The organism is Trinickia sp. LjRoot230 (assembly GCF_964253315.1).
In the GTDB taxonomy this organism is placed as follows: domain Bacteria; phylum Pseudomonadota; class Gammaproteobacteria; order Burkholderiales; family Burkholderiaceae; genus Trinickia.
Genome location: NZ_CAXUQX020000002.1, coordinates 1642297 through 1663369 on the forward strand (window position 1 = coordinate 1642297; position 21073 = coordinate 1663369).

General features: G+C 59.9%; 21 protein-coding genes. 5 read left to right on the forward strand and 16 right to left on the reverse strand.

Going from position 1 to position 21073, the window contains the following annotated elements:
• The first annotated feature begins 281 nt into the window (after nt 1-281).
• Nucleotides 282-1451 carry an AAA family ATPase gene (locus tag ACSQ20_RS26270; RefSeq protein WP_436025688.1) on the forward strand — a complete coding sequence of 390 codons (1170 nt, stop codon included), beginning with the start codon at nt 282-284 and terminating at the stop codon, nt 1449-1451.
• 161 nt (nt 1452-1612) lie between these two features.
• On the opposite strand, the gene ACSQ20_RS26275 is transcribed toward ACSQ20_RS26270, so the two are convergent.
• The 15 genes from ACSQ20_RS26275 to ACSQ20_RS26345 form a co-directional block, all read right to left on the reverse strand.
• Nucleotides 1613-2590, reverse strand: a complete 978-nt coding sequence (locus ACSQ20_RS26275) for a type II secretion system F family protein (protein ID WP_436025690.1) — start codon at nt 2588-2590, stop codon at nt 1613-1615.
• Between the two features lie 38 nt (nt 2591-2628).
• Complete coding sequence (locus ACSQ20_RS26280) at nt 2629-3606, reverse strand: type II secretion system F family protein (RefSeq protein ID WP_436025692.1); 978 nt, start codon at nt 3604-3606, stop codon at nt 2629-2631.
• A 38-nt stretch (nt 3607-3644) separates the two neighbouring features.
• The gene (locus ACSQ20_RS26285) at nt 3645-5012 is read right to left on the reverse strand and encodes a CpaF family protein (RefSeq protein ID WP_436025694.1); all 1368 of its coding nucleotides are present in this window, start codon (nt 5010-5012) and stop codon (nt 3645-3647) included.
• 26 nt (nt 5013-5038) lie between these two features.
• Complete coding sequence (locus ACSQ20_RS26290) at nt 5039-6247, reverse strand: AAA family ATPase (RefSeq protein ID WP_436025696.1); 1209 nt, start codon at nt 6245-6247, stop codon at nt 5039-5041.
• A 27-nt stretch (nt 6248-6274) separates the two neighbouring features.
• Entirely contained in the window at nt 6275-6739 is a 465-nt protein-coding gene (locus ACSQ20_RS26295; protein WP_436025698.1) for a TadE/TadG family type IV pilus assembly protein, read from the reverse strand.
• Complete coding sequence (locus ACSQ20_RS26300) at nt 6736-7287, reverse strand: TadE/TadG family type IV pilus assembly protein (RefSeq protein ID WP_436025700.1); 552 nt, start codon at nt 7285-7287, stop codon at nt 6736-6738. Before ACSQ20_RS26300 ends, ACSQ20_RS26295 begins: the two co-directional genes overlap by 4 nt.
• Before the next feature lie 11 nt (nt 7288-7298).
• Entirely contained in the window at nt 7299-8513 is a 1215-nt protein-coding gene (locus tag ACSQ20_RS26305) for a pilus assembly protein TadG-related protein (protein ID WP_436025702.1), read from the reverse strand.
• Nucleotides 8514-8579: 66 nt separating this feature from the next.
• A complete protein-coding gene (locus ACSQ20_RS26310) occupies nt 8580-8876 on the reverse strand; it encodes a hypothetical protein (RefSeq protein ID WP_436025704.1) in 297 nt (98 codons plus the stop codon).
• Between the two features lie 35 nt (nt 8877-8911).
• Complete coding sequence (locus ACSQ20_RS26315) at nt 8912-10855, reverse strand: type II and III secretion system protein family protein (RefSeq protein WP_436025706.1); 1944 nt, start codon at nt 10853-10855, stop codon at nt 8912-8914.
• Nucleotides 10856-10968: 113 nt separating this feature from the next.
• Nucleotides 10969-11817, reverse strand: coding sequence for a Flp pilus assembly protein CpaB (cpaB, locus tag ACSQ20_RS26320; protein WP_436025708.1), 849 nt, complete (start codon nt 11815-11817; stop codon nt 10969-10971).
• A gap of 21 nt (nt 11818-11838) precedes the next feature.
• The gene (locus tag ACSQ20_RS26325) at nt 11839-13239 is read right to left on the reverse strand and encodes an ATP-binding protein (RefSeq protein ID WP_436025709.1); all 1401 of its coding nucleotides are present in this window, start codon (nt 13237-13239) and stop codon (nt 11839-11841) included.
• A 65-nt stretch (nt 13240-13304) separates the two neighbouring features.
• Nucleotides 13305-13853: an A24 family peptidase gene (locus ACSQ20_RS26330; RefSeq protein WP_436025711.1), complete on the reverse strand. Its 549-nt coding sequence runs from the start codon at nt 13851-13853 to the stop codon at nt 13305-13307.
• Between the two features lie 38 nt (nt 13854-13891).
• Nucleotides 13892-14077: a Flp family type IVb pilin gene (locus tag ACSQ20_RS26335; protein WP_436025713.1), complete on the reverse strand. Its 186-nt coding sequence runs from the start codon at nt 14075-14077 to the stop codon at nt 13892-13894.
• A gap of 102 nt (nt 14078-14179) precedes the next feature.
• Nucleotides 14180-14374 carry a Flp family type IVb pilin gene (locus tag ACSQ20_RS26340; RefSeq protein ID WP_436025715.1) on the reverse strand — a complete coding sequence of 65 codons (195 nt, stop codon included), beginning with the start codon at nt 14372-14374 and terminating at the stop codon, nt 14180-14182.
• A 73-nt stretch (nt 14375-14447) separates the two neighbouring features.
• Nucleotides 14448-14618: a Flp family type IVb pilin gene (locus ACSQ20_RS26345; protein ID WP_436025717.1), complete on the reverse strand. Its 171-nt coding sequence runs from the start codon at nt 14616-14618 to the stop codon at nt 14448-14450.
• Nucleotides 14619-15815: 1197 nt separating this feature from the next.
• On the opposite strand from ACSQ20_RS26345, the gene ACSQ20_RS26350 reads away from it, so the two are divergent.
• From ACSQ20_RS26350 to ACSQ20_RS26365, 4 genes are all read left to right on the forward strand, one after another.
• The gene (locus tag ACSQ20_RS26350; protein WP_436025719.1) at nt 15816-16988 is read left to right on the forward strand and encodes a glycosyltransferase family 87 protein; all 1173 of its coding nucleotides are present in this window, start codon (nt 15816-15818) and stop codon (nt 16986-16988) included.
• The gene (locus ACSQ20_RS26355; protein ID WP_436025721.1) at nt 16985-18259 is read left to right on the forward strand and encodes a glycosyltransferase family 87 protein; all 1275 of its coding nucleotides are present in this window, start codon (nt 16985-16987) and stop codon (nt 18257-18259) included. Before ACSQ20_RS26350 ends, ACSQ20_RS26355 begins: the two co-directional genes overlap by 4 nt.
• A 75-nt stretch (nt 18260-18334) precedes the next feature.
• Nucleotides 18335-19405, forward strand: a complete 1071-nt coding sequence (locus ACSQ20_RS26360) for a glycosyltransferase family 2 protein (protein WP_436025723.1) — start codon at nt 18335-18337, stop codon at nt 19403-19405.
• A 29-nt stretch (nt 19406-19434) separates the two neighbouring features.
• A complete protein-coding gene (locus tag ACSQ20_RS26365) occupies nt 19435-19812 on the forward strand; it encodes a GtrA family protein (RefSeq protein ID WP_436025725.1) in 378 nt (125 codons plus the stop codon).
• Here ACSQ20_RS26365 and ACSQ20_RS26370 read toward each other — a convergent pair.
• Nucleotides 19795-20991: a glycosyltransferase family 87 protein gene (locus ACSQ20_RS26370; RefSeq protein WP_436025727.1), complete on the reverse strand. Its 1197-nt coding sequence runs from the start codon at nt 20989-20991 to the stop codon at nt 19795-19797. The genes ACSQ20_RS26365 and ACSQ20_RS26370 overlap by 18 nt on opposite strands.
• Nucleotides 20992-21073: the final 82 nt, after the last annotated feature.

The window sequence follows — 21073 nt, forward strand, 5'->3', positions numbered from 1 at the left end:
TAATTTGTATCAGCGCTGCGATGCGGCTGGCAATACTTCGCGTTCACGCGCGGCTCGGCGGTGAGTCGCGGCGAAACCCCGGGCATCGTACTGAGGCTTATCTCGTTAGTCAATGCAAATAAGAATGATCCGCATCTGCATTCGTAATAAAACATCAGCTTTGCTGCGGTACACAAGGGGGAAGGGCGACCCTCGTTTCTCCGAAAGCTAAGAAAATCTAGCCGGGTCTAGTCTATTTTCGTTAGACTTCGCTAGATATTTTTAGATTAGGCCATCGAGCTATGGACCCAAACCGCAACCCCTTTAACCCTGGCGCGGGCATTCAGCCCCCGGAGTTGGCCGGTCGTAAGGATCAACTCGACGGCGCCCTGCTCACGCTCAATCGCATCAAGAACGGTCGCTACGAGCGGTCGTTTATCTATTACGGCCTTCGCGGAGTGGGCAAAACGGTTTTGCTGGCGGACATCAAGGAAAAGGCTGAGAACCTCAATTACCTGACCGAGATGCTCGAGGCCCAGGACGGGCAGAGCCTCGTCGACATGATCACGCCCACACTACGCGCAGCTTTGCTACAACTGGATAGCGTGGCTAAGTCCGTCGATGCGGTAAAGCGTGGCCTGCGGATACTCCGCAGCTTCATCGGCAAAGTGAAAATCGAATTTGGCGACGGTGCGCTTAGCATCGATGTGGATCCCGAGCCCGGCAAGGCCGATTCCGGCAATCTCGAACGGGATCTCTCCGACCTGCTCAAAGCGCTCGGAGAGGCGGCTAAAAGTGTGGGCCGCCCTCTCGCGTTTCTCATCGATGAAATGCAGTACCTCGATAAAAAAGATCTCGGCATCCTCTATCGAGCTGTACACAGCATTACCCAGGCGAACTTACCGTTGGTGTTTTTCGGTGCGGGGCTCCCGCAGCTACCGGGCATGTCCGGCGAAGCGAAGAGCTATGCGGAGCGCCTATTTGATTTTGTTCCTCTCGATCGACTCGCAGAAAGTGACGCGTGCGAAGCGATCCGCGCGCCCGTGCACGAAGAAGGTGCGACTATCAGCGATGATGCTCTGGCCGAAATCGTCAACGAAACCAAGGGCTATCCGTACTTTTTGCAAGAGTGGGGTTATAACGCGTGGTCCGCGGCGCCAGGTTCGGAAATCACGGTCAACGACGCTAAAGAAGCAACGGCACGTTCTATTACGAAGTTGGACAAGTCGTTCTTTCGCGTCCGCTTCGATCGCACTACGCCTGCGGAGCGCGAGTATATGTTTGCGCTGGCCCAAATGGGTGACGGTACTTACAAGTCTGCCGATGTTGCCAAACGTGCGAAGAAGAGTGCCAAGTCGCTTGGGCCAGTGCGCGACAGCCTCATCAAAAAGGGCATGATTTACTCACCCGAACACGGTCTCATCGCGTTCTCGGTGCCTCTGTTTGACGAGTTTATGATTCGCCAGATGTGAGATCACGTCCCTCGGTCCATCATGAAACAAGCTACGTTCGCCTAGCTGGCCTTCGACCGGAAGCATACGTCCGGCGAGCGGCGCGCAAAACGCAGCCGGCCCGGGCAATGCCGGGCCGGAACGAGCGAAAGAGAAGATTGCTGCAGAAGCCTTACGAGGCGCTAACCACCGCCTGCGCCTGTCATCGTCGGCAGCAAAATCCGATAGACGTGAATGAAGGCCGGGCCGAGCAATACGGTCAGCAGCGCCGGGAAAATACAGAACGCGAGCGGCAGCAGCAATTTCAGCGCGATCTTGGCTGCCTGCTCTTCTGCCCGCATGCGTCGCCGCGTGCGCAGCGTATCGGAAAGCACGCGTAGCGAGTCAGCGATACTCGTACCGAAACGTTCGGCTTGAATCAGCATCGTTGCGAATGAATCGATGTCCTCGACGCCGGTGCGCAGCGAAAGATTGCGCAGCGCTTTTTCGCGAGTGAAGCCCGAGCGCATTTCCAACAGCAGCAAGTCGAGTTCGCTTGCCACCACTTCGCTTCTGAGTTTGATTTCCTCGCTGACTTTCATCAGGCCGGCGTCAAGGCTGAGCCCTGCCTCGATGCAGACGGTCAGAAGATCGAGTGCATCGGGGAAGTCTTCAAACATCGCGCGTTTGCGCCATTTCACACGCCGCTTGAGGACCACATTCGGCAAGTAGTAACCGATGCCGCCCAGCCCGACCAGCACCGCGGATAGCGTCATCGGCGTCGCGGCCAATGAGGAACCGGCGAGCCATGGAAGAGCGATCATCGGCAGCAGGAGTGCGAGCGCGGTTTTTGCGGCGAAATAAACGGCCGCCGCGTTGGGCGAGCGCCAGCCTGCGTTCATCAACTGAACGTGCAGCAGCGAGTTTTCCCAACCTTCCTTAGGAATGGAAAGCTTCGCGATTGGCTGAGAGATGTCGGCGATCTTCTGGAGCCAGACGCTGCCCGTGGAGGCGGTGTCCGTGCCCGCCGCGGCGGCTGCACGTACTTTGCCGCCTGCTTGTTCGATGCGCTTCGTCAAATCGCGCGGTGCGAAGATCAACATGACGCCGAAGACGCTCGCACAGACGAAAGCGAACAGCCCGATCAGCAGCAAAAGGTTTACGGCGTTAGGCGATTGCATGATGAATTCTCCTTCCCCTTCGTAACATGAGCATGCTGCTATACGCGAATGCGAATGATGCGCCGCATCGAATAGATGCCGATCAACATCAGCGCCGCCATCACGCCTATCACTTTCAGCCCGGCCGGATCGGTCCACAGCACCTCGAGGAACGCGCGATTCAAGACCAACATCGCGCCGCCCGTCACGAATGGCAGCAGCCCTAACACCCACGCCGACATCTTGCCTTCGGCCGACAGCACGCGGACTTTGTCGAAAAGTTTGAACCGCTCGCGGATCAGCATCGCGATGCCGTCGAGCACTTCCGCGAGATTGCCGCCGGTTTCACGCTGGATCAGCACGGCGATGACGAAGTAGCGTAAGTCGCGAATCGGCACGCGTTTGGCCAGATTCATCAATGCGTCGTTAAGCGGCACGCCGTAGTTGATCTCGTCGAACATGATGCGAAATTCGCCGGCCATCGGTTCCGCGAATTCGGCGCTCACCATGCCGATCGCACTCGGGAATGAATGGCCCGCACGCAGTGCGCGGCTGATCGTGTCCGCGGCGTCGGGCAACTGCTTTTCGAGCTTGAGGAGCCGCTTCGCGCGGCGACGACTCACAAGAAAGTAGGGCAGTGCGCCGCACGGGAGCGCTGCCGCGGCGGCAAAGACGATAGGCACCGGCAACACCATGACGCCCGCGAGCACGACGAGCGGGAGGGCGATACTGGCCACCACCAGCTTCGATACGGACCAGCTCATGCCCGATTGCTGGATCATCAGATCGAGCGTTTGCATGCGCGGCATGCGCATCAGCAGCTTTTCCAGCGGAGCCGCATCGCGCAACATGCGTTCTTTGAGAATCGTCAGCCGCTCTTTTGCAACCTGCCCACCGGCCGACAGCGCGCGAATACGCGATTCGATGCGCTGCGCGGCGGGACCATGGCGGCTGTTCCACCAAAGGTACGAGCTTTCGATCGCCAGCACGACAGCTACGAAGAGCAAGATGATGAAAGTGTAAAAAATCGAATCCATAAGGCCTCCTAAGCATCGGGCCGGGTCGGGATAGTGACTCAGGTCGTCTCGAAGCGACGCGCCGGGTCGTAGAGTTCGTCGGGCAGGCTGATGCCGAATGCCTGCAGGCGCTCGGCAAACTTCGGCCTCACACCGGTCGCGCAGAAATGGCCTTGCACCGTGCCGCTTTTATCGACACCGGTACGCTTGAACGTGAATATTTCCTGCATGTTGATGATCTCGCCCTCCATGCCGGTCAATTCCTGAATGCTGATGATCTTGCGTCGGCCATCGGTGAGACGCGTCGCTTGAATCACCACCGATATCGCGGAGGCGATTTGCTGGCGCATCGTCTTCGGTGGCAGGCCCATGCCGCCGAGGTTGATCATGTTTTCCAACCGGCTTAGTGCGTCGCGTGGCGTATTGGCGTGGATCGTCGCAAGCGAACCTTCGTGACCCGTGTTCATCGCTGCAAGCATGTCGAGCGCTTCAGCACCTCGCACTTCGCCGAGGATGATGCGATCAGGGCGCATGCGCAGCGCGTTGCGCACGAGCGTGCGCTGCGTGATCTCGCCCCGTCCTTCGATGTTCGGCGGACGTGTCTCCAGCCGCAGCACATGAGGCTGGCGCAGCTGCAGTTCTGCCGCGTCTTCGATGGTGACGATGCGTTCATCGGCCGGAATAAAGCCCGACAAAATATTGAGGAGTGTGGTCTTGCCGCTGCCCGTGCCGCCGGAGACAAGAATGTTGACCTTCGCGCGCGCGAGAGCATCAAGCAGATCGGCCATTGGCGGTGTCAACGTTTGCAGGTTGACGAGGTCCGACATCTGCAGCGGGTTGACGGCGAAACGCCGGATGGAGACAAGCGGGCCGTCGATGGCGGATGGCGGAATGATCGCGTTGACACGCGAGCCATCGGGCAAGCGCGCATCGACCATCGGGCTCGATTCGTCGATACGCCGGCCTACGCGCGATACGATCTTCTCGATCACCTTCATCAAATGCGCGTCGTCGTAAAACGTGATGTCGGTCAGTTCGAGCCGCCCCTTGCGTTCTACGTAGGTCTGCTTCGACGTATTGACGAGAATGTCCGAGACGGTTGGGTCGCGCAGCAGTGCTTCGAGCGGGCCGAAGCCGAACATTTCGTCGTATACGTCGGTGACGAGCTGCTTGCGTTCGAGGTCGTTGACGGGGGCGCGGCCCTCTTCGAGGATACGCCCGATCAGTGCGCTAATTTCTTGACGAACCTGGTCAACCGGAAGCCGCGAGATCCGTTCGAGTTCGACTCGATCGAGCACCGTCAGGTGTACCTCGCGCTTCAGTGTCTGGTAGGCGGCACGCGCCATTCCGCCTGGCGCGGCCGGCGCCCCGTTGCGTTCGCCAAACGATTGTACGAACTGGCCGGATATCTGTTCACGCAGCGACATGATGTTCTCCTTGTCCTTATGCCCGCTTACATTGTCTTGAGCTTGGGTGTGGCGCTTCGGCCAAAGAACCGGATCGGATTCGCCTCGCTGCGCACGCGTCCGCGTATGGCGGCCGGGCTGCGGTTGGAGATGCTTTCCGCCAGTTGCTGCAGCGCGCGGGACACCGCGCAACTGCGTTTGATCTGCGACACGGGTACGCCTTCATTCAGGGCTTGCACTGTCACGTTGGTGTCTTCCGGAATCACTTGATAGGGCGACATGCCGAGCACCTCTTCGAGTGCGGTTCGAGCGCGCTCGGCGTCGCGGCTATAGCGGTTCAGCACGAGGCGCAGGCGCTCTGGGCCATAACCGAGCGAACCGAGGATTTCGCGCAGGCGCCGTCCAGCGCGCACATGCGGCATGCTGGCTTGCAGCACGATATGGATTTCCTCGCTGCGATCGAGTGCGAGCATCGAAATCGGGTTGATCGACTGGCCGAGATCGAAGACGACGAAGTCGTAGCGCGGGATCGCAATGCCGAGAATCCATTCGAGCCGCTCCTGGTTGACGTCGGCTGCTTTCACCGGGTCGCCGGCGCCGGCCAACACATCGAGGTTCTTGCTGACGTGCAGGAGGCTCGCATCGAGGAAAGCCGAATCCATCCGTTCGATCTGCGCGCACATCTGCGGTAGCGTCGACGGCGGGTTGTCGCTTGTCAGCAGAAATGCGGCATCGCCGTAGAGTTGATCGATGTCGACCAGCAGCACGCGCTTTTGTTGATCCGCCGAAAGGGCATGCGCGACATTGCTTGCGACAAACGTTGTGCCGGTTCCGCCTTTGCACGAGATGAACGAGATGATTCGCGTGTCGTGCGCGCTGGATACGGCGCGCTTTGTTTCGGCTCTCGACAGCGCGTCGGTTAATGAGCGTTGCTCGAGCGGCCAGCCGAGTACGTCGCGAAAGCCGGCGCGCATCGCTGCAATCAGCGTTTGCGGCGATGCGTCGGCCGTCAGCAAAATGCAGGTGATTCGTTCGTGCCGCTGGCTGAGATCGGCAATGATGGCGAGTTCGGTTTCTTCGAGCGAGAACGCGTCGACGATCAGGACATCGAACGAATCGAGGCTATTGCCGCGCTGAGCCAAAAGCGTAGGACTGCCCAGTGTTCTTGTGGCCCGATAGTTGCCGCACTCGCTGATCAACCGCATGATCTGCGTGAGCCGCGCAGGGTCTTTCGAGATGCTGAGGATATCGATCATGATGATGTACGCCGAGCGTTTCGAGAGTTATTGACAGACTGTTCCGCCCGTCGACGTCGCCAGGCTTTCGCGTGGCAACGTGGTGGCAAGCGGGGGCATGGTGAGCGTAAGCGGAACAAATGGAATCATCGTCTGCACACTGACATTGGTGACGCTGACCGTCACGAACGTGCAGCTGTTGCGTGCGGTGTCCGGGTCGGAATCGCAACCGGACGGCGTGTAGCTGAGGGTCACGTTCGACGAAGCCAGCATGGGCAGCATGGCCGCGATCTTGGTTTTGATGATCGTCGCATCGGCATCGCATACGACGGCCGTGCGCGCGCCGAGGCGCACGGCTTCGCTCGCTGTGTTCCAGTAATAGAGCACGCGCGAAAATTCGAAGATGCCGATGAGCAGCGTGCAAAAGACAGCAGCGACGATGCCGAATTCGACGATGGCGGCGCCGCGCTGCTTGCGGCGCGAAGACCGCAGCTGAGGTATGCGCGCGTTCATGACACTTGCCTCATCACGGTGAAGATGTTGCCGAACGTAAATGCCTGCAGATTGAAGAACGGCTCGATCGGTGTGTACGGGAAGCTCTTGATCTTCACTTCGACGATGTTGATGCTGCCCGATTGAGCGCCGCCCGGGGCGCCGTTGGTCGTGTCGTAGGTTGCCACGTTGGCGAACTGGGGCGGGTCTGATGTATCGGTGCAGCCTGCCGAGCTCGACGCGTCGCAGACGACCACCATCGAAGTCGTCAGGCCGCTGACCAGCGGCGTGCCGTTGTTCCCGGGGCACGATGTCGTGCCGTATACGACGAGGCATTGCGCCGATGCAATGGGGTAGCTTGGGTCGCTCGGCAAGTAGGTCGACAAATAGCGTGCGGCATCGCGCGTCGATTTCGTGAGCGCTTCGTATTGCCAAATTGCATGGCCGAATTCCGCTACGCCCATGACGAGCGTGATCAACGGAATCAGCAAAATGGCGAACTCAACCATCGCGGCGCCGCGTGTTTGCTTGCGCTTTGCGATCGATAGCTTGAAATGGCGCGGATTCATGATGGCCTCGTTCATTGCACAAGGACTGGGACGAGTGGGCCGGCCGAGTTGCTGTTGCCGGGAACACCGTGGGTTGCGCAGGGCACGCTTGCGTCGGTGGACTTGCCTTCATACTCAAGATGGACTGGGCCGGCGCTGCCGCCCTTTTCCATCGGATCAAGCATCAACACGCAATCCCACACGAGAATCGGGGCGGAGTGGCCGCTGAGAAGCTGGCTGCAATCCACTTCGGGCGCGAGTGCGAGCCGTCGGTCGGCTCCGGCGGTATAGACCGTTCCGGTGGCCGAACCGGCTGTGCTAAGTCCCGCCGCTGCGTCGCCTTGATAAGCGGTGAACGTCGAGCGCTTGGTGACGAAATCGCTGTACGCGTTGCTTAGCGACGGCCAGTTCGTACTTGTGTAGGTGTATCCGGTAAAGTCGGGCGTGCCATCCGCTTGATGGTAGGGATTCGCATAGATGCCGAAGCGCGTATTCCATGCGCCGGAATCGGTAATCTTGTTTCCGGGCGACCCGATGCTTGATCCGGTGGCGGGCAGATTGCAGTAGTTGCCGGTCAGTTCGTTGCGGATCGACACCGCGTTGTTGCTGCCATCGAGCGCCGCCCATCCGAAATTGCCCGGCCCGTAGCCCGGCGGCGAGCCTGCTTTCGAGGAAATCCACTGCCCCTTCGTATAACTCAAACCCGCAACAGGCGGGCTCACATCGGTCCCAGCCTTGCAAACGAAAACGGGAATCGCACAAGTAGTCTGCGCAGGGCTGATCGTCGCGACGGCAAACGCCGACACCGCAGCATTGGCCATCGTGACACCGGGCAACATACTAAGCACCTGCATGAACCAGTTCGGTATGTTCGTCAGCGACGTGTTGCACTTCACGTACTTGATGGTCGACGGCGATGAAACCGCGCTCTTTGGCAAAAACGCGTTGTTGAGCGAATCGGTGAACAAGACGTCGCTTTCGACTGCGAGCTGCACAGGTGCATTCTGGAAGTAGGCGTAGTTGTAGTGGCCAGCTGTAATGCCGGCCGCTTCGGCCACGGAGAGATCGATCGTGGCGCCCGTGATATCGCGTGCAGCGGCGAGCGCACACGAATCCGCACTGTTTTGCAGCTCGCTCTTGACCACATAAAGCTTGCCGAGGTCGAGCGCAAGCCCAACGAACCCGATCAGCGCGACGAGCGACAGGGCGACCAGAATCGCCACTGCACCGCGCTCTTTTCGGCGCATTCCAACGTGCTTACCGGATGGGCAGTTACCACGCATGATGATCTCCCGCTTGATGTTCAAGTTCGCTTACCGAGCACCGGAGCCGATGCCGATCACAAACGGATTCACTGTCTGTGTAGGCACCTCGTACAACTTGTCGTAGCGGTTCATCGCGGATACGGCTGCTTTTCCGTCGACACCTTGTGTCGACGGGTTGTGCTCGGCTGCATGCGGATCGATGATTTGCGCCTGTGCAACGGCTCGGGCCGCTTCGCCGAAGTGTGCATCCCAGATTGGCGTGCTGGTCATGCAGCCGCCGAGTGCCGCGCAAATCGGTGCCAGGACGAGAGCGCGGCGCAAGAAAGTGATGTGATCGAATTTCATGAGTTTCCCCTTTGGGTTGCCCCTTTGGTATCGCGTCAGTGCCGCACCGAATGCTTCGATGTGCTTGCCACTGTGTTTGCTTGTGCTTGCGTCGCCGCAATGCGGGTAGCCGCGGCTTCGATGCGCGCTACGCGCGCCGCTTGCGCATCCGTTGACGGCGTGCTTGTCGTTCCGCTGCTTGCGCTGGTCGTTGCGACGAGGGCTGGCGTCGGTATCGAACTATCGTGCGACGTATCAGGCCGCAACAGCGTCGTCTCGACCGGTGCAGCCGCTTTGCGCGGTTCCGGTGTCGGGGCCGGCGCGGGCGCAGGCGAGGGCACGTTCGTTTGAGCAGCAGCCGGTGGGGGCGGGGGCAAGGCTTGCGTGCTCGCCGCCGGTGCCGCAGGCGGTGCTTTCGCATGTGCCGCACCGCGGCCTTCCATATTGCCCGTCGCATAGACATCGATTTCACGCGGTTGCGTAAAGCTGTCTGTCGGCAGCGGATACTGGCCGCTCGGCAATGGTTTGACGAGATGCGGGGTGATGATGAACACGAGCTCGGTGCGATCCTGCTGGAACGATGTGCTGCGCATCAGCGCACCGATGATAGGCAGCTCGCCGAGCCCCGGGAATGCTTTGAGCGAACCCGTGATGTTGTTGCTGATGAGCCCGCCGATGGCGAACGATTCGCCGTCGTTCATCTGCACCGTGGTCGACGCGCGCCGAGTCGTAATGAGTGGCAAGATGGCCGAAGTATTCGAACCGGTGGCGCTGACCGTGACACCGGTTGGCGACAGTTGCGAAACTTCGGGGGCCACTTTCAGATTGATGCGGCCATTGCCAAGCACGGTCGGCGTGAACTTGAGCCCGACGCCGAATTCCTCTTCTTGCAGTGTGATCGTCGTGGCGCCGGTCGTATTGCTTTGCGGAATTGGGATAAAGACCTTGCCGCCCGCGAGGAACGACGCTTCCTGCCCGCTGATGGTCACGAGGTTAGGCTCAGCAAGGATCTTTGTCAGCTCATCGGTTTTCTGCGCGTCGATGGCCGCATGCAGCGGCAGCTTGTTCGCCTTGCTGGCGGCAACAATGCTTTGCACCCCGCTCAACAGGCCGGTGACGAGCGCACCGGTCCACGAGCCGAACCCGCCTTGCAGATTCAATGCGGAGCCCATCTGATCCATCAACGTTTTCGATACTTCGACGACTTTGACTTCGAGCATCACCTGCTGAGGCGAGTCGAGGGCCATCATGTTGATGATGCCGCCCGTCGACGATGTACTCGAGAACGCCTCGCTGCCGCCACCGGTGCCATTGCCCGATGGCGCCGAGGTCGACTGCGATTGCTGTGCTGGCTGCGCGATTGCATAAGCCCTGGCGATTTCCATCGCCTGTTGCGCAGCGCCCGCGCTCGAGACGCTGCCGCCGAGAACCAGGTTGCCGGCCGCGGTCGAAACGCGAATGCCGCGCTCAGCGGGCATCAGCTGCGAGATCGATTGCTGCAACCCGGCCGCATCGACGCCGACCATCACATCGATGATCTGGCAGGCGCCGCTCGCACCCTGCACGATCATGTTCGTGGTGCCGACCGACATGCCGACCAAATAAAGCGTGCGTGGGGACACGAGCGTAGCCATGACGACGCTCGGATTGCCGAGCGTGCGGTTGCGTGCCGGCTCCGCCAACTGCACGAGCGTTGATTTACCGACAGGCACGGCGATGTTTGTCTGGTTATTGATATCGCCTTTGCAGTTCGGCCCGCGCAACGGCTGCGCGGCGGCAGCGGCGGCCCCGGCCGCGCCGGCTGCCGGAACGGCGGCCATGCTGATGGTCATTTGCATCGGCGTGCCGGCTTGTGCCGCGCCACCGTTATTGGCGTTACGCTGGGCGATAGCCGGTTGTGCGGCCGCGAGGCCTGCGCCGAGCAGCGCCACCACGATGGCGCTGCTCATCTTGCCGAGCCGCGGCGCGCGTAGCGCCGAATCCTTCCGTTTCGTATTCATTTGGTGTTGCTCCCCGTTGTAACGCTTGAATCCTTAGTTATGACTTGGCTGCCGTGCTGCGCTGTGCGGCATTCGGCGCGCGTCGGTCCTCGCGCGCGACTGCCTAAGCGACGTCAGAAACATTCCATGCCGCCTGAGATGCCCGAAAGCACGCCGACGCAATCGCGCTTGGCCGGTGCACGCGCCGCGGCGTAGTGCACGCGAGTTGGCTTGGCCGCAGCGGCGGGTGCGGATGCCGGCACCGGTGCAGCCGCGCCAAACAACGTGGTCTTCGTAGCGCCGGCCGTTTTAAAGGTCTCGCCATCCACTTGGCTACGCAATACGAGCGACAACGTGCCGACGCTGCGTGCGAGATCGAGTTTTTCGGCTTGATCTGGCGTGACTTCGAGCGTCACCGCATTGACGACTTTCGGCTGCGTATCGTCGCGGCTCACTTGCTGCGCGACCGCAAGCACGAGAATCTTTTCGAGCACGATCTTCGAAATGCTGTGTTGATCGCTGCCGCTGCCGCTGCCGCTGCCGGGTGCTTGCGTGTTCACGATGACGTCGACATAGTTGCCGGGCAGCGCGAAACCTGCGACACCGATTACATCGTTGACGCGAACCGTAATCGCCCGATCGCCTTTGTTGATGACGGCAGACAAACCACCTTTTGTCCCGATGGGCGATAGTCTCGATTCGAGCACCGGCTCGCCACGCGTAAGGCTCGTTCGAACGACGCGCCCTTCGAGTGCCTTCGTATCGGCGAACGCACCGGGCGGTACGCTCGATGTCGGCCAGTTGACGATGCGAACCAGGTTGGTATTGATCGGTTGCCCGAGATTGATGTCGTCGATGGCGACCGCGACGGGCGTCACGGCACTCGAGGACGTATGTACCAGCCAGCGTGAGGCGAATACAACGGCGGCCAAGCCAGCCAGTATGGCTATCGCCAACATGATGAGAGCGCGACTGCTTTTCATGGAAGGACTCCTAACTAAACGTCAAATGCCGGCCGCAAACCCTGCGGCTAGTGTGTTGCCCGGATGGACGATCGCGGGGGCGGGCGGAAAACTGTTGTCGGGTGCGCCATCGGCAAAGTAGCTTTGCCACGCTTGCCAAAGCTCTTGTGGTGTCACCTCGGGCAGCGCATCGCGGTATTGCACCGATGCACTGACGAGGCTCAGCAAATCGCGCGGGTAGCAGGCTAAAAGCGGCTTGCCGTTTTTTTGGTGCAGGTCGTGTAGCAGGTAATCGAATGCGTTCGACGAAATATCCAAGCCGTACGACGCCGCACACGCCTCGAACACCGCGCGATAGTTTTCGAGCGACATCGGTCCCATGCGCAGCTTCGAACCGAGGCGGCGCAGAAATGCTTCGTCGCCGATGGCAGCAGGGTCGAGATTGGTCGAGAACACAGGCCACACTTCGAACGGCGCGGAAAAACGCATGCCCGAGTGCAGTGTGAAAAGATCGACACGGCGATCGAGCGGCATGATCCAGCGGTTCAATAGGTCTTGTGCGGCGACACGCTGGCGGCCGAGATCGTCAACGATGTAAAGACCCATGTTCGCCTTCATGTGCGGCGGCGCCTGGTAGAAACCGGCGGATGGGTCGTAGCGAAGATCGAGACCGTCGAGTGTCAGCTCTCCGCCGGAGATCACCACGGGTCGTTGGCAAAGGCGCCAGCGTTTGTCGCCGATGGGCGCGCTCGCCGCATCGTCCACGTCGTGATGCAGCAGCGGGTCGTACACCTGCACGATCTCGCCGCTGACATAGATCGCATAGGGGATAGGCACGTCGCCTCGCAGCAATCGGCCGAGTCGTTCCGCGAAGTACGTCTTGCCGCAGCCAGCCGGGCCATAGAGCATCAGCGGCCGCGCCGCATTGAGCGCCGCGCCCGCGGCATCGAGCAACGCCGACTCGACGCGAATATCGGCGAATGCGGCATGCACGTCCGATTGGCTGATGCGCTGTTGCCGAATGGAATGGGCTCGCACAACTTCCACGTAGCTCTCGTACGAAACCGGAGCTGGACCGCAGTAGCTGCAGCGTCCAATTTCTTCGGTCGCAACATCGCGGCCTGCCTCCGTCAAACGAAAACGTACGTCGATGTCGGTCGCGCCGCGATGCGTGATTTCGGCCAGTCGTTCGCGTACGAGAAACGCGAGGATGTCGTCGAGCACGGCAACGGGCAGCCGGTGCCGCTGCGAGAGATCGGAGAAGGTAGAGGTGCCGTTGAGCAAGGTCGATTTCAGCACGAGTCTGCCAACAAAGATGGGCGGCAGGCCCGTATCGGCAACACAACGAGGCGTACGCAACGTTGCATGCGGGGGCGTCTCGCTCGTTTGCTGCACGCGCAGGACCTGCGTCGTGTCGCTATCCTCGATGTTGCATTCGCTCATGCTGGCTCTCCATCCTTCCCGGACGATTCCTGAAGGGTTCGATGTCTGCTCGTCGTGTGGGGCGCTCATACTGCTACTGCTGCTGCGAACAGCACACCCACTGTTCCTGCTGCAATCGCCACGCCGTAAGGCAGCGATCCGATCGATACCAACTGCTGTTTCGTTCCGGCCCCGCCCGCCCGTGCTGCGCTCAGTCCGCCTTGCATGATGATTCGGAGATTCAACAGCAGCTGCGTGCCGCGACGATTCAGCACTGCGAACGCAACGGACCACGCGCCGCCGATGACGAACGTGGCCAGCGTCACCGCGAGAATCATTTCAGGGCCGACCCAGGTGCCGATCATCAGCAGAAGCTTCACATCGCCGGCCGAGGTGCCGCGGACCAGATACAACGGAATCAGCAGCGCAAAGCCGGTCATGCCGCCGGCGAGCCAGCCTCCCGCGCCCATGACAATGCCCTGCAGCCAGAGATGTACGACCAGCGATGCAGCGAGGCCAAACAGGATCAGCGCGTTCGGAATGCGGCGCGCGACGATGTCCGTGCTCGCAGCGATAACAGCGATGGCTGCGGCGCAAAGCGGAATGGGCTGGGACGGCAAAGGCGGGATGAACATGGCTGGTCTCGCGTTCGTTCTCGTTCGGTGGATGCCGATCAATTGATGGCGGCGACGATGTCGTCGAGGACGTTTTCGTAAAGGGCTTCGAGCGATGTGCCGAAATAGACCACCGCAGCAAACGTTGCAATGGCGATGAGCGAAATCATCAATCCGTATTCGACGAACGTGGCTCCTCGCTCTTCCTGCCAGAATCGCAATAGATGTGTGCGTGCGGTGTGCATTTCAGTCCCCAATACCTTTTGTTAGCGGCTCCGCATCTTGTGCGGCGCCTTCTTTTTTGCAGGAGGGCAAACCGATGTCGACGAGTTTGCCCGTACCGCAGATCACAAACTGCCGGCGATGTCGCTGAAAACCGAGTTCAGATTCGTGCCGATAGAAGTCACTGCCGTGATACAGACAATCGCAATCAATGCGACCATCAAGCCATACTCGACCATCGTGGCGCCCCGGTTTTCGCGCAGAAAAGGTGTTAGCTCTTTGGCGCCATATTGCAAAAACTGATAGATACCCTTGGTCATGATGCATCTCCCCCAAATTACGTTAGAAAGAAGCGCGGACGATGCGACGAAGCGAATCGTCCGCTTTGCCTCATCAAAGCTTGCCCGCGATATCGCTGAATACCGAATTGAGGTTGTTGCCGATTGCCGTGACAGCAGTGATACAAACAATGGCAATCAGCGCGACCATGAGTCCGTACTCGACCATGGTTGCGCCGTCTTCTTCCCGGCTGAAGTGCTTGACTCGTGCGATGAATTTCAGCATTTGGATTTCTCCCTTAGGACTACTAAGTAAATTCCCTGGGCGCGCGGCTTCGGGACCTGACTACAAGGTGCTGCTGGAACTACAGGTGCTGCAAAAAGAAGAGCAAAGGCTTGCCCTGCGACGGGTACATTGCGAATTTTCGCTATGGCTGAACGCGCGAGAGGCGCGGCGCCGACCGTCCGGATGATCTCGGATGTACCCGCGCAAAGCGCGATGCCGTTGTTGGGGCTGGTGCGTGATGAGCGCGCAGGAAGTGGGAATGGGCACTGCCGCTGATTGCGGAGCGCGATGCGCTGATCCAACTTGCGTTGCCACAAGCAGACCGCCGCTCAAAGATATTTTCCATGACTAAGCCCCCCGGCTTATTGTTGCGCTTCTATGCGTCGACTCGCGTCGGCGTCACGGTTAATCGACGATGTTTTATATCGACCCCTGCGTTCGCTGCCGCGATTGAATGTCGCGGCAGAAAACGACTGGGGCACCCCCCGTGGTTCACGTCCTCCGCCATTTCTGCTGCCCCTCATGGAGCGATTCGAATGGCTGGTGACGTTTCCTCGTCGACTTCCGTGCAGGACCACATCGCAAGCGATATGCCAATGGCCATGCGCGCCTTGCCACGTAAGGAGTCGTCCATTTCGCATGACGCGCCGCCAACGGGTTGGCGCCCCAGATGTCTCAACGTTGAGACAGCCGGCGAGCCTGCCGAGGGCGTTCGGTTTGCATGTCAAAGCATGCTGCGTATTACCTTTGGGGCGATTAGCAGGTGGCGATGATTCGGCCGAAACTGTCGCACATTTCGGCATAACAATCGGCGAATCGTGCAATCGAACCGTGCCAAGCGTTTCAACTTTGATACGTGGGGTTTTTTGCTTTAAGAATCGCTCGATTGCGTTGTGTGGGACGGCGCACGTTCGCGTACAGATAAGCCGTCATTTGAGGACAACACCGACTTGAAAGTCACATCGTTTTGTCTCAACAATGGGCCGTGGGGAATGCATCGGAGCATTGACACTCCCCATAGGCAAACAAAAAAGCAAAAACAAGAAACAATGAAGCACGCAAATAATCGATGTACGACAAGGCCGACATAACTTATGTGATCGGCTAAACCGGGGTGGTGCTATGTATATTTTGAATCGGGGGGCGAGCAGGGGCTTCGTCAGCTGCTCATTAATTTGGATGACGCCGCGGCGGCTCATGATGTCGAGTGTCGCAACGGTCGTTTCCTACGTGGCGTTCCTCGCCATCTGGGCCTGGGCCGGACATGGATTCACCTCTGCGGATGCCGGGCGGCCTGGCATCGATTTCGCGACTTTCTGGACGGCATCGCACGTCGCGTTGCAAGGCTCGCCGCTCCAGGTATACAACCACCTGACCTTCGCGAATGCTGCTCATGCATTGTTTGGCGGCTTTGCCGACGTGAATGCTTTGCCCTGGGCTTATCCGCCTGCGTTCTTGATGGCGGTGTCGCCGCTGGCCTTGCTCCCGTTTGCCGTTGGCTATCTGTTGTTTGTCGTCGGGACGGCTGCGCTCTATGTGGTGACGACCGTACGCGTGTCCGGTCTTGACAAGAGCATCGGTTCGTCGCAGCTCGCGGCGTTCATCGTGGCGGCTTCACCTTGCGTGTTCGTTACCGCCATCGTCGGGCAGAACTCGCTGCTGACCGCGGCATTGGCAGCGCTCGCGCTCGGTTCGATGACGAGAAAGCCTGTATTGGCCGGCATCTGCATTGGCCTGCTTGCAATCAAGCCGCAAATGGCGGTCGTGTTTCCGTTCGTGCTGATTGCAACGCGTGAATGGAAAGTATTTGCGATTGCGGCGTTGAGCGCTTTGGTCGTGACCGTCGCAGGCGTGCTTTTCTGCGGCACCGCCTCGCTGCACGGTTTCTTCCTCGACGCCGGCCTCTTGCGCACGACGCTGCTCGAACACGATGGCCAACGCTTCTGGTTTGCCTCGCCCACACCGTTTTCGGCGTTGCGCGCGGCCGGCATGCCGATCGTTGCCGCTTACATCGCGCATGCCTGCGTTGCCGCAGTTGCGATTGGGGCTGCGTGCAGCGTCTGCAAGCACTCCGCCGATGTGCGGCTGCGTAGTGCGGCTGTGGTCGTGGCGGCATTGTTGGTCAGCCCGTACGTATGGCACTACGAATTGGTCTGGCTCGGCGTTGCGCTTGCCTGCCTCTGCGCAGTAGCACTTTCGAGCCAGTGGTTGCGCGGCGAGCAGGCGGCGCTCGCGGCCGGCTGGCTGCTGCCGATCTACGAACATTTCAATCGCGTGATGATGTTGCCGCAATTCGGGCCGGTGGTGCTGCTGATCGTCATGTGGATGGTGTTGCGACGTGCGCGTTTGGGGACGAGGGCCAGATCATGAGCGTGGGCCTGAGAAGCCATGCATCGGCGGCGCATGCGCGCACGATAACGCCGACGCTCGAGCGTGGGCTGAGAGCGCTGCGGGCGGTGCGCGGCGTAGACGCACCGCACTGGCTCACGGCCCATCGCCTGCGGTTCTATGCAACTGGCGTACTGATTTGCTACGTCCTATGGCTGGCGATTTACTTCGTCAAAGCGGTCTGGATGCCGCGGGCATACATCAGCCCGCTTTCGATGGACTTTCTGCCGTTCTGGAGCGCGTCGCATCTCGCGCTCAGCGGGCACGCTGTCGACGCGTACAACTTGATCGCGCTCGAAAAAATCGAGACCGCAGCGATAGCACATCCGGTTGGCATCTTGCCGTGGCTGTATCCACCGACGTTCCTGCTCGTCGTCTATCCGTTCGCGTTGTTGCCATGGAAGATCGCCGCGGCGCTTTTTCTCGGTGGCACTTACTTGCTGTTTGCAAAAGCAATGCACACCATCGTGCCGCGCAAGGAGACGATATTCCTCGCGCTTGCGTTTCCTGGTGCGGCGCTTGTCGAGGTGTCGGGGCAAAACGGCTTGTTGACTGCCGCGTTAGCAGCATTCGGCCTTGCGTTGCTTGCGCGGCGTCCGGTGATCGCGGGGATTTGTTTAGGTATCCTAAGCGTAAAGCCGCAGCTTGCCGTGCTGATTCCATTGGCACTGTTGTGCTCGCGTTCGTGGCGCGCGCTTGCGGCGTTCGGCATCGTCGCCGTCGCGATGCTGCTGGTTTCGGTGATGGCGTTCGGCACCGATACGCTCGCGGCATTCATTCATAACATGGGCATGGCGGCGGGTTATGTGGAATCCGGCCGCGCGGCGCTGGCGCGCATACCGTCCGCGTTTTCCCTGGTGAAGCTGGCGCACGGGACGAGCCTACTCGCATCCGTTGCACAGGGTCTATCGCTTGTCTTCGCCGCGGCAACTGTCTGCTATGCGTGGTATCGGTCAGCGCCGCATGCGCTGCGCGCGGCGACGCTCGCCTGCGCCAGCTTGATGGTGAGCCCTTATCTGTACGATTACGACCTGACATGGCTTGGCGTCGTGATCGCGTGGTACGCCAGCTATGCGATGGAGCGCGGATGGAAGCCCGGCGAACGTGAATGGCTCATTGTGCTGTGGCTGATGCCGCTCGCCGGCATTCTGGTCGTCACACGAATTCATTTTCAATTCATGCCGTTGGTTTTCGCAATGACGCTCGCGCTGTTATCGAGGCGGATCTGGATGGCGCGGCGCGACGAAGCTTGAGAAAAATGCCTGACGTGCGGTATGAGCGTGGGCGAGCACGCACCAGGCAATAACACGAGTGTCCCGGGGGGCATCATGTCGTTACGAATCAATAAGCCGCTGGTTTCGCTGGTGGTGCCGTTTTATAACGAGGAACCGGCGATCGATGCCTTTTTTACCACGATCGTTCCGGTGCTCGAAAGCATTGCAACCGTCCGATTTGAAATTGTCTGCATCAACGATGGCAGCAGCGACGGCACGCTCGATAAGCTGGTGCGCGCGAGTGGAAGGGATGCGCGCATACGCGTGATCGACCTCACGCGAAACTTCGGCAAAGAGGCTGCGTTGACGGCCGGGCTCGACGAAGCGTTGGGCGACGCCGTCATTCCGATCGATGCCGATCTGCAAGACCCGCCCGGCTTGATTCCGGTGATGATCGAGCACTGGTTCGACGGTGCCGAGGTAGTGGCCGCCAAGCGCAGCAGCCGTGCCTGCGACACGATGATGAAGCGCGTCAGTGCGGGGCTCTACTACCGGGTCCATAACGCGCTGTCCGAAGTGAAGTTGCCGGAAAACGTGGGCGACTTTCGATTGATGGATCGTGCGGTGGTTAATGCACTGCGCAGCCTGCCGGAACGCCAGCGTTTCATGAAGGGGCTGTTCGCATGGGTTGGTTTCAAGACGGTCCTTGTCGAATACGAGCGCGAGGCGCGCTGTGCCGGACACTCGAAGTTCTCGGGCTGGCGGCTCTGGAACTTCGCGCTCGAGGGCATTACCAGCTTCAGCACCGTGCCGCTGCGAAGCTGGACCTACATTGGCCTGGCGATTGCGCTGCTCGCGTTTTGTTATGGCGGGTTCATCATCAGCCGCACGGTGCTGTTCGGCAATCCGGTGTCGGGCTACGCGTCGCTGCTGTCGGTGATGTTGTTCCTGGGCGGGATCGAACTGATCGGAGTGGGGGTGGTTGGCGAATATGTCGGGCGGATTTATCACGAGACCAAGGAGCGGCCCGTGTATCTGGTGCGCCGCCGGTATCAGGCAAGAAAGAAGGTAACGGCGCTGCCGCTCGGACGCGCGACGTCGCGTGCGTTGCATGCGCCGCATGTGGGGCGGGCCGATCATTCGCGCCGGCAGCTCGTGCAGCGTATGCGCGTGGCCGCGCGTTGAACGGCGCGGAGCTCACGCCGGAGCGGCATATGATCGAGCAATCGGACTTATCGAGAATCGCGCGATTCGGCGTCTCGGGCTTGCTTGCCACCGGGTGTCATGTCGCCGTTGCCGCGTGGGCTATCGACTATGCAGGATGGTCGTCGATGCCGGCGAATACATTTGCATTCGTTTGCGCAACGGTTGGCTCGTATCTGCTGCAGACCCTCTGGAGTTTTTCGAGCCGCGTTGGCAGAAAGACGTTGTTGCGGTTTCTCGTCGTCTCCATTGGAGGCGTAACGCTGACAGCGCTCGTTTCCCACGCGGCGGAGCGCGCCGGCATCGGCCCGTGGCTCGGCATTGCGATGGTGATTTGCGTCGTGCCGCCGTTTACGTTCGTCGCTCACCGATCATGGACTTACCGTTGACGACGACGTAGCCAAATGCCGGTATAAACACATGCCGAGCAGCGCAATCAGAACGAGCGGGGCAACGTCGCACGGTACACCGATCAGCACAGCCACAATGCCTTGCGCGGGCATCAACCATGCGGCGCCGAGAATAGCCCATTCGACACGGCCGATAGGTGCGGCCTTGCCGTCGCGAATCAAAAACACGAGCGGCAGTACGATCCAGCAGAGGTCGTAATACATGAAATACGGCAGTACCAGCAATGTGGCGATAACGAGCGCGGCGGCGCGCAATTCGAACCGCGCTTGTCGTAGCCACAGGAACGCCATGATGCCCACGGCCGGAATCGCAACCAGCGCCTGTATGCCATAGGCGATTGCGACCGGCAGGCCGACAAGCCGCGCCGCTGCGAACGCGGTAGGCATGCCCGTCCATAGATGCATGCCTTGTTCAACGTTGAATCGACTGAATACGGGTAGATACGCAGCGAATGCAGTCCATGCTTGATGACCGAGCATGGCTACCGTTATCGCGACGAAAATAACGCTGCATAAAGCAGACGCAGCAAGTATTTTCCACTTCCGGGCGCAAATAAGCGCCAGTGGAAACAAAATAGCCAATTGCGGTTTGATAGCTAAAGCGGCAATTGCCACGCCCGCGAGCGCCGAATTCGATTGCACGAGCACTAGTGCGGCGCCCGCTGCGGCCACGGTGAACAACGAATTTTGTCCGGCCGCGAGGGCGACGGCTACGCCAGGAAAAGCCGCTATAAAAAACAGTAGCGTGCGCTTCATGTCGCCGGAAAGGCGTTTGATAACGGCCGCATAACAAGCCACGCCGGCGACCGAATAAACTGCGAACGCTGTGCCGAACGACAGCAGGCCGATGGGAATGACTGTCAACAAGAACGTCGGCGGGTACGGCCACGGCGCCACGCCGCCGAAATGCACGATGCGCGCTTCCATGGCGTACATCAACTCAGGCGAAAAAACCATCGCGGCGCCGTATTCCAGCGCGACGCGTGCGGCCGACCAAAATACGACGAAGTCCCATCCCAGCATGGGTGCATTCAATTGGTGCAGCACGTAATAGCGCACGGCCCAAGCCGTAATAAGTATCAATTGCATGGCGAGCGCGGTCATCGCATAGAGCGTGATCCGGTCAATGCCATTTCGCGATTCCGAAACGATTGCCATGCGTCCCCCGATTTTTATTGCCAGGCTTTTGCTGTTTCCGCACTGCAAACCCTTCTGACTGCAACGCCTGCGCGAGTGCTGT

Excerpts from the sequence above, each read along its gene's own strand:
- ACSQ20_RS26370 (WP_436025727.1), bottom strand. The coding sequence starts at position 20,991 with ATGGCAATCGTTTCGGAATCGCGAAATGGCATTGACCGGATCACGCTC.
- ACSQ20_RS26315 (WP_436025706.1), bottom strand. The coding sequence starts at position 10,855 with ATGAATACGAAACGGAAGGATTCGGCGCTACGCGCGCCGCGGCTCGGC.
- ACSQ20_RS26350 (WP_436025719.1), top strand. The coding sequence starts at position 15,816 with ATGATGTCGAGTGTCGCAACGGTCGTTTCCTACGTGGCGTTCCTCGCC.
- ACSQ20_RS26365 (WP_436025725.1), top strand. The coding sequence starts at position 19,435 with ATGATCGAGCAATCGGACTTATCGAGAATCGCGCGATTCGGCGTCTCG.
- ACSQ20_RS26295 (WP_436025698.1), bottom strand. The coding sequence starts at position 6,739 with ATGAACGCGCGCATACCTCAGCTGCGGTCTTCGCGCCGCAAGCAGCGC.
- ACSQ20_RS26335 (WP_436025713.1), bottom strand. The coding sequence starts at position 14,077 with ATGCACACCGCACGCACACATCTATTGCGATTCTGGCAGGAAGAGCGA.
- ACSQ20_RS26355 (WP_436025721.1), top strand. The coding sequence starts at position 16,985 with ATGAGCGTGGGCCTGAGAAGCCATGCATCGGCGGCGCATGCGCGCACG.
- ACSQ20_RS26270 (WP_436025688.1), top strand. The coding sequence starts at position 282 with ATGGACCCAAACCGCAACCCCTTTAACCCTGGCGCGGGCATTCAGCCC.
- ACSQ20_RS26280 (WP_436025692.1), bottom strand. The coding sequence starts at position 3,606 with ATGGATTCGATTTTTTACACTTTCATCATCTTGCTCTTCGTAGCTGTC.
- ACSQ20_RS26305 (WP_436025702.1), bottom strand. The coding sequence starts at position 8,513 with ATGCGCCGAAAAGAGCGCGGTGCAGTGGCGATTCTGGTCGCCCTGTCG.
- ACSQ20_RS26340 (WP_436025715.1), bottom strand. The coding sequence starts at position 14,374 with ATGACCAAGGGTATCTATCAGTTTTTGCAATATGGCGCCAAAGAGCTA.
- ACSQ20_RS26275 (WP_436025690.1), bottom strand. The coding sequence starts at position 2,590 with ATGCAATCGCCTAACGCCGTAAACCTTTTGCTGCTGATCGGGCTGTTC.
- ACSQ20_RS26325 (WP_436025709.1), bottom strand. The coding sequence starts at position 13,239 with ATGAGCGAATGCAACATCGAGGATAGCGACACGACGCAGGTCCTGCGC.
- ACSQ20_RS26290 (WP_436025696.1), bottom strand. The coding sequence starts at position 6,247 with ATGATCGATATCCTCAGCATCTCGAAAGACCCTGCGCGGCTCACGCAG.
- ACSQ20_RS26310 (WP_436025704.1), bottom strand. The coding sequence starts at position 8,876 with ATGAAATTCGATCACATCACTTTCTTGCGCCGCGCTCTCGTCCTGGCA.
- ACSQ20_RS26300 (WP_436025700.1), bottom strand. The coding sequence starts at position 7,287 with ATGAATCCGCGCCATTTCAAGCTATCGATCGCAAAGCGCAAGCAAACA.
- ACSQ20_RS26360 (WP_436025723.1), top strand. The coding sequence starts at position 18,335 with ATGTCGTTACGAATCAATAAGCCGCTGGTTTCGCTGGTGGTGCCGTTT.
- ACSQ20_RS26345 (WP_436025717.1), bottom strand. The coding sequence starts at position 14,618 with ATGCTGAAATTCATCGCACGAGTCAAGCACTTCAGCCGGGAAGAAGAC.
- ACSQ20_RS26285 (WP_436025694.1), bottom strand. The coding sequence starts at position 5,012 with ATGTCGCTGCGTGAACAGATATCCGGCCAGTTCGTACAATCGTTTGGC.
- ACSQ20_RS26330 (WP_436025711.1), bottom strand. The coding sequence starts at position 13,853 with ATGTTCATCCCGCCTTTGCCGTCCCAGCCCATTCCGCTTTGCGCCGCA.
- cpaB (WP_436025708.1), bottom strand. The coding sequence starts at position 11,817 with ATGAAAAGCAGTCGCGCTCTCATCATGTTGGCGATAGCCATACTGGCT.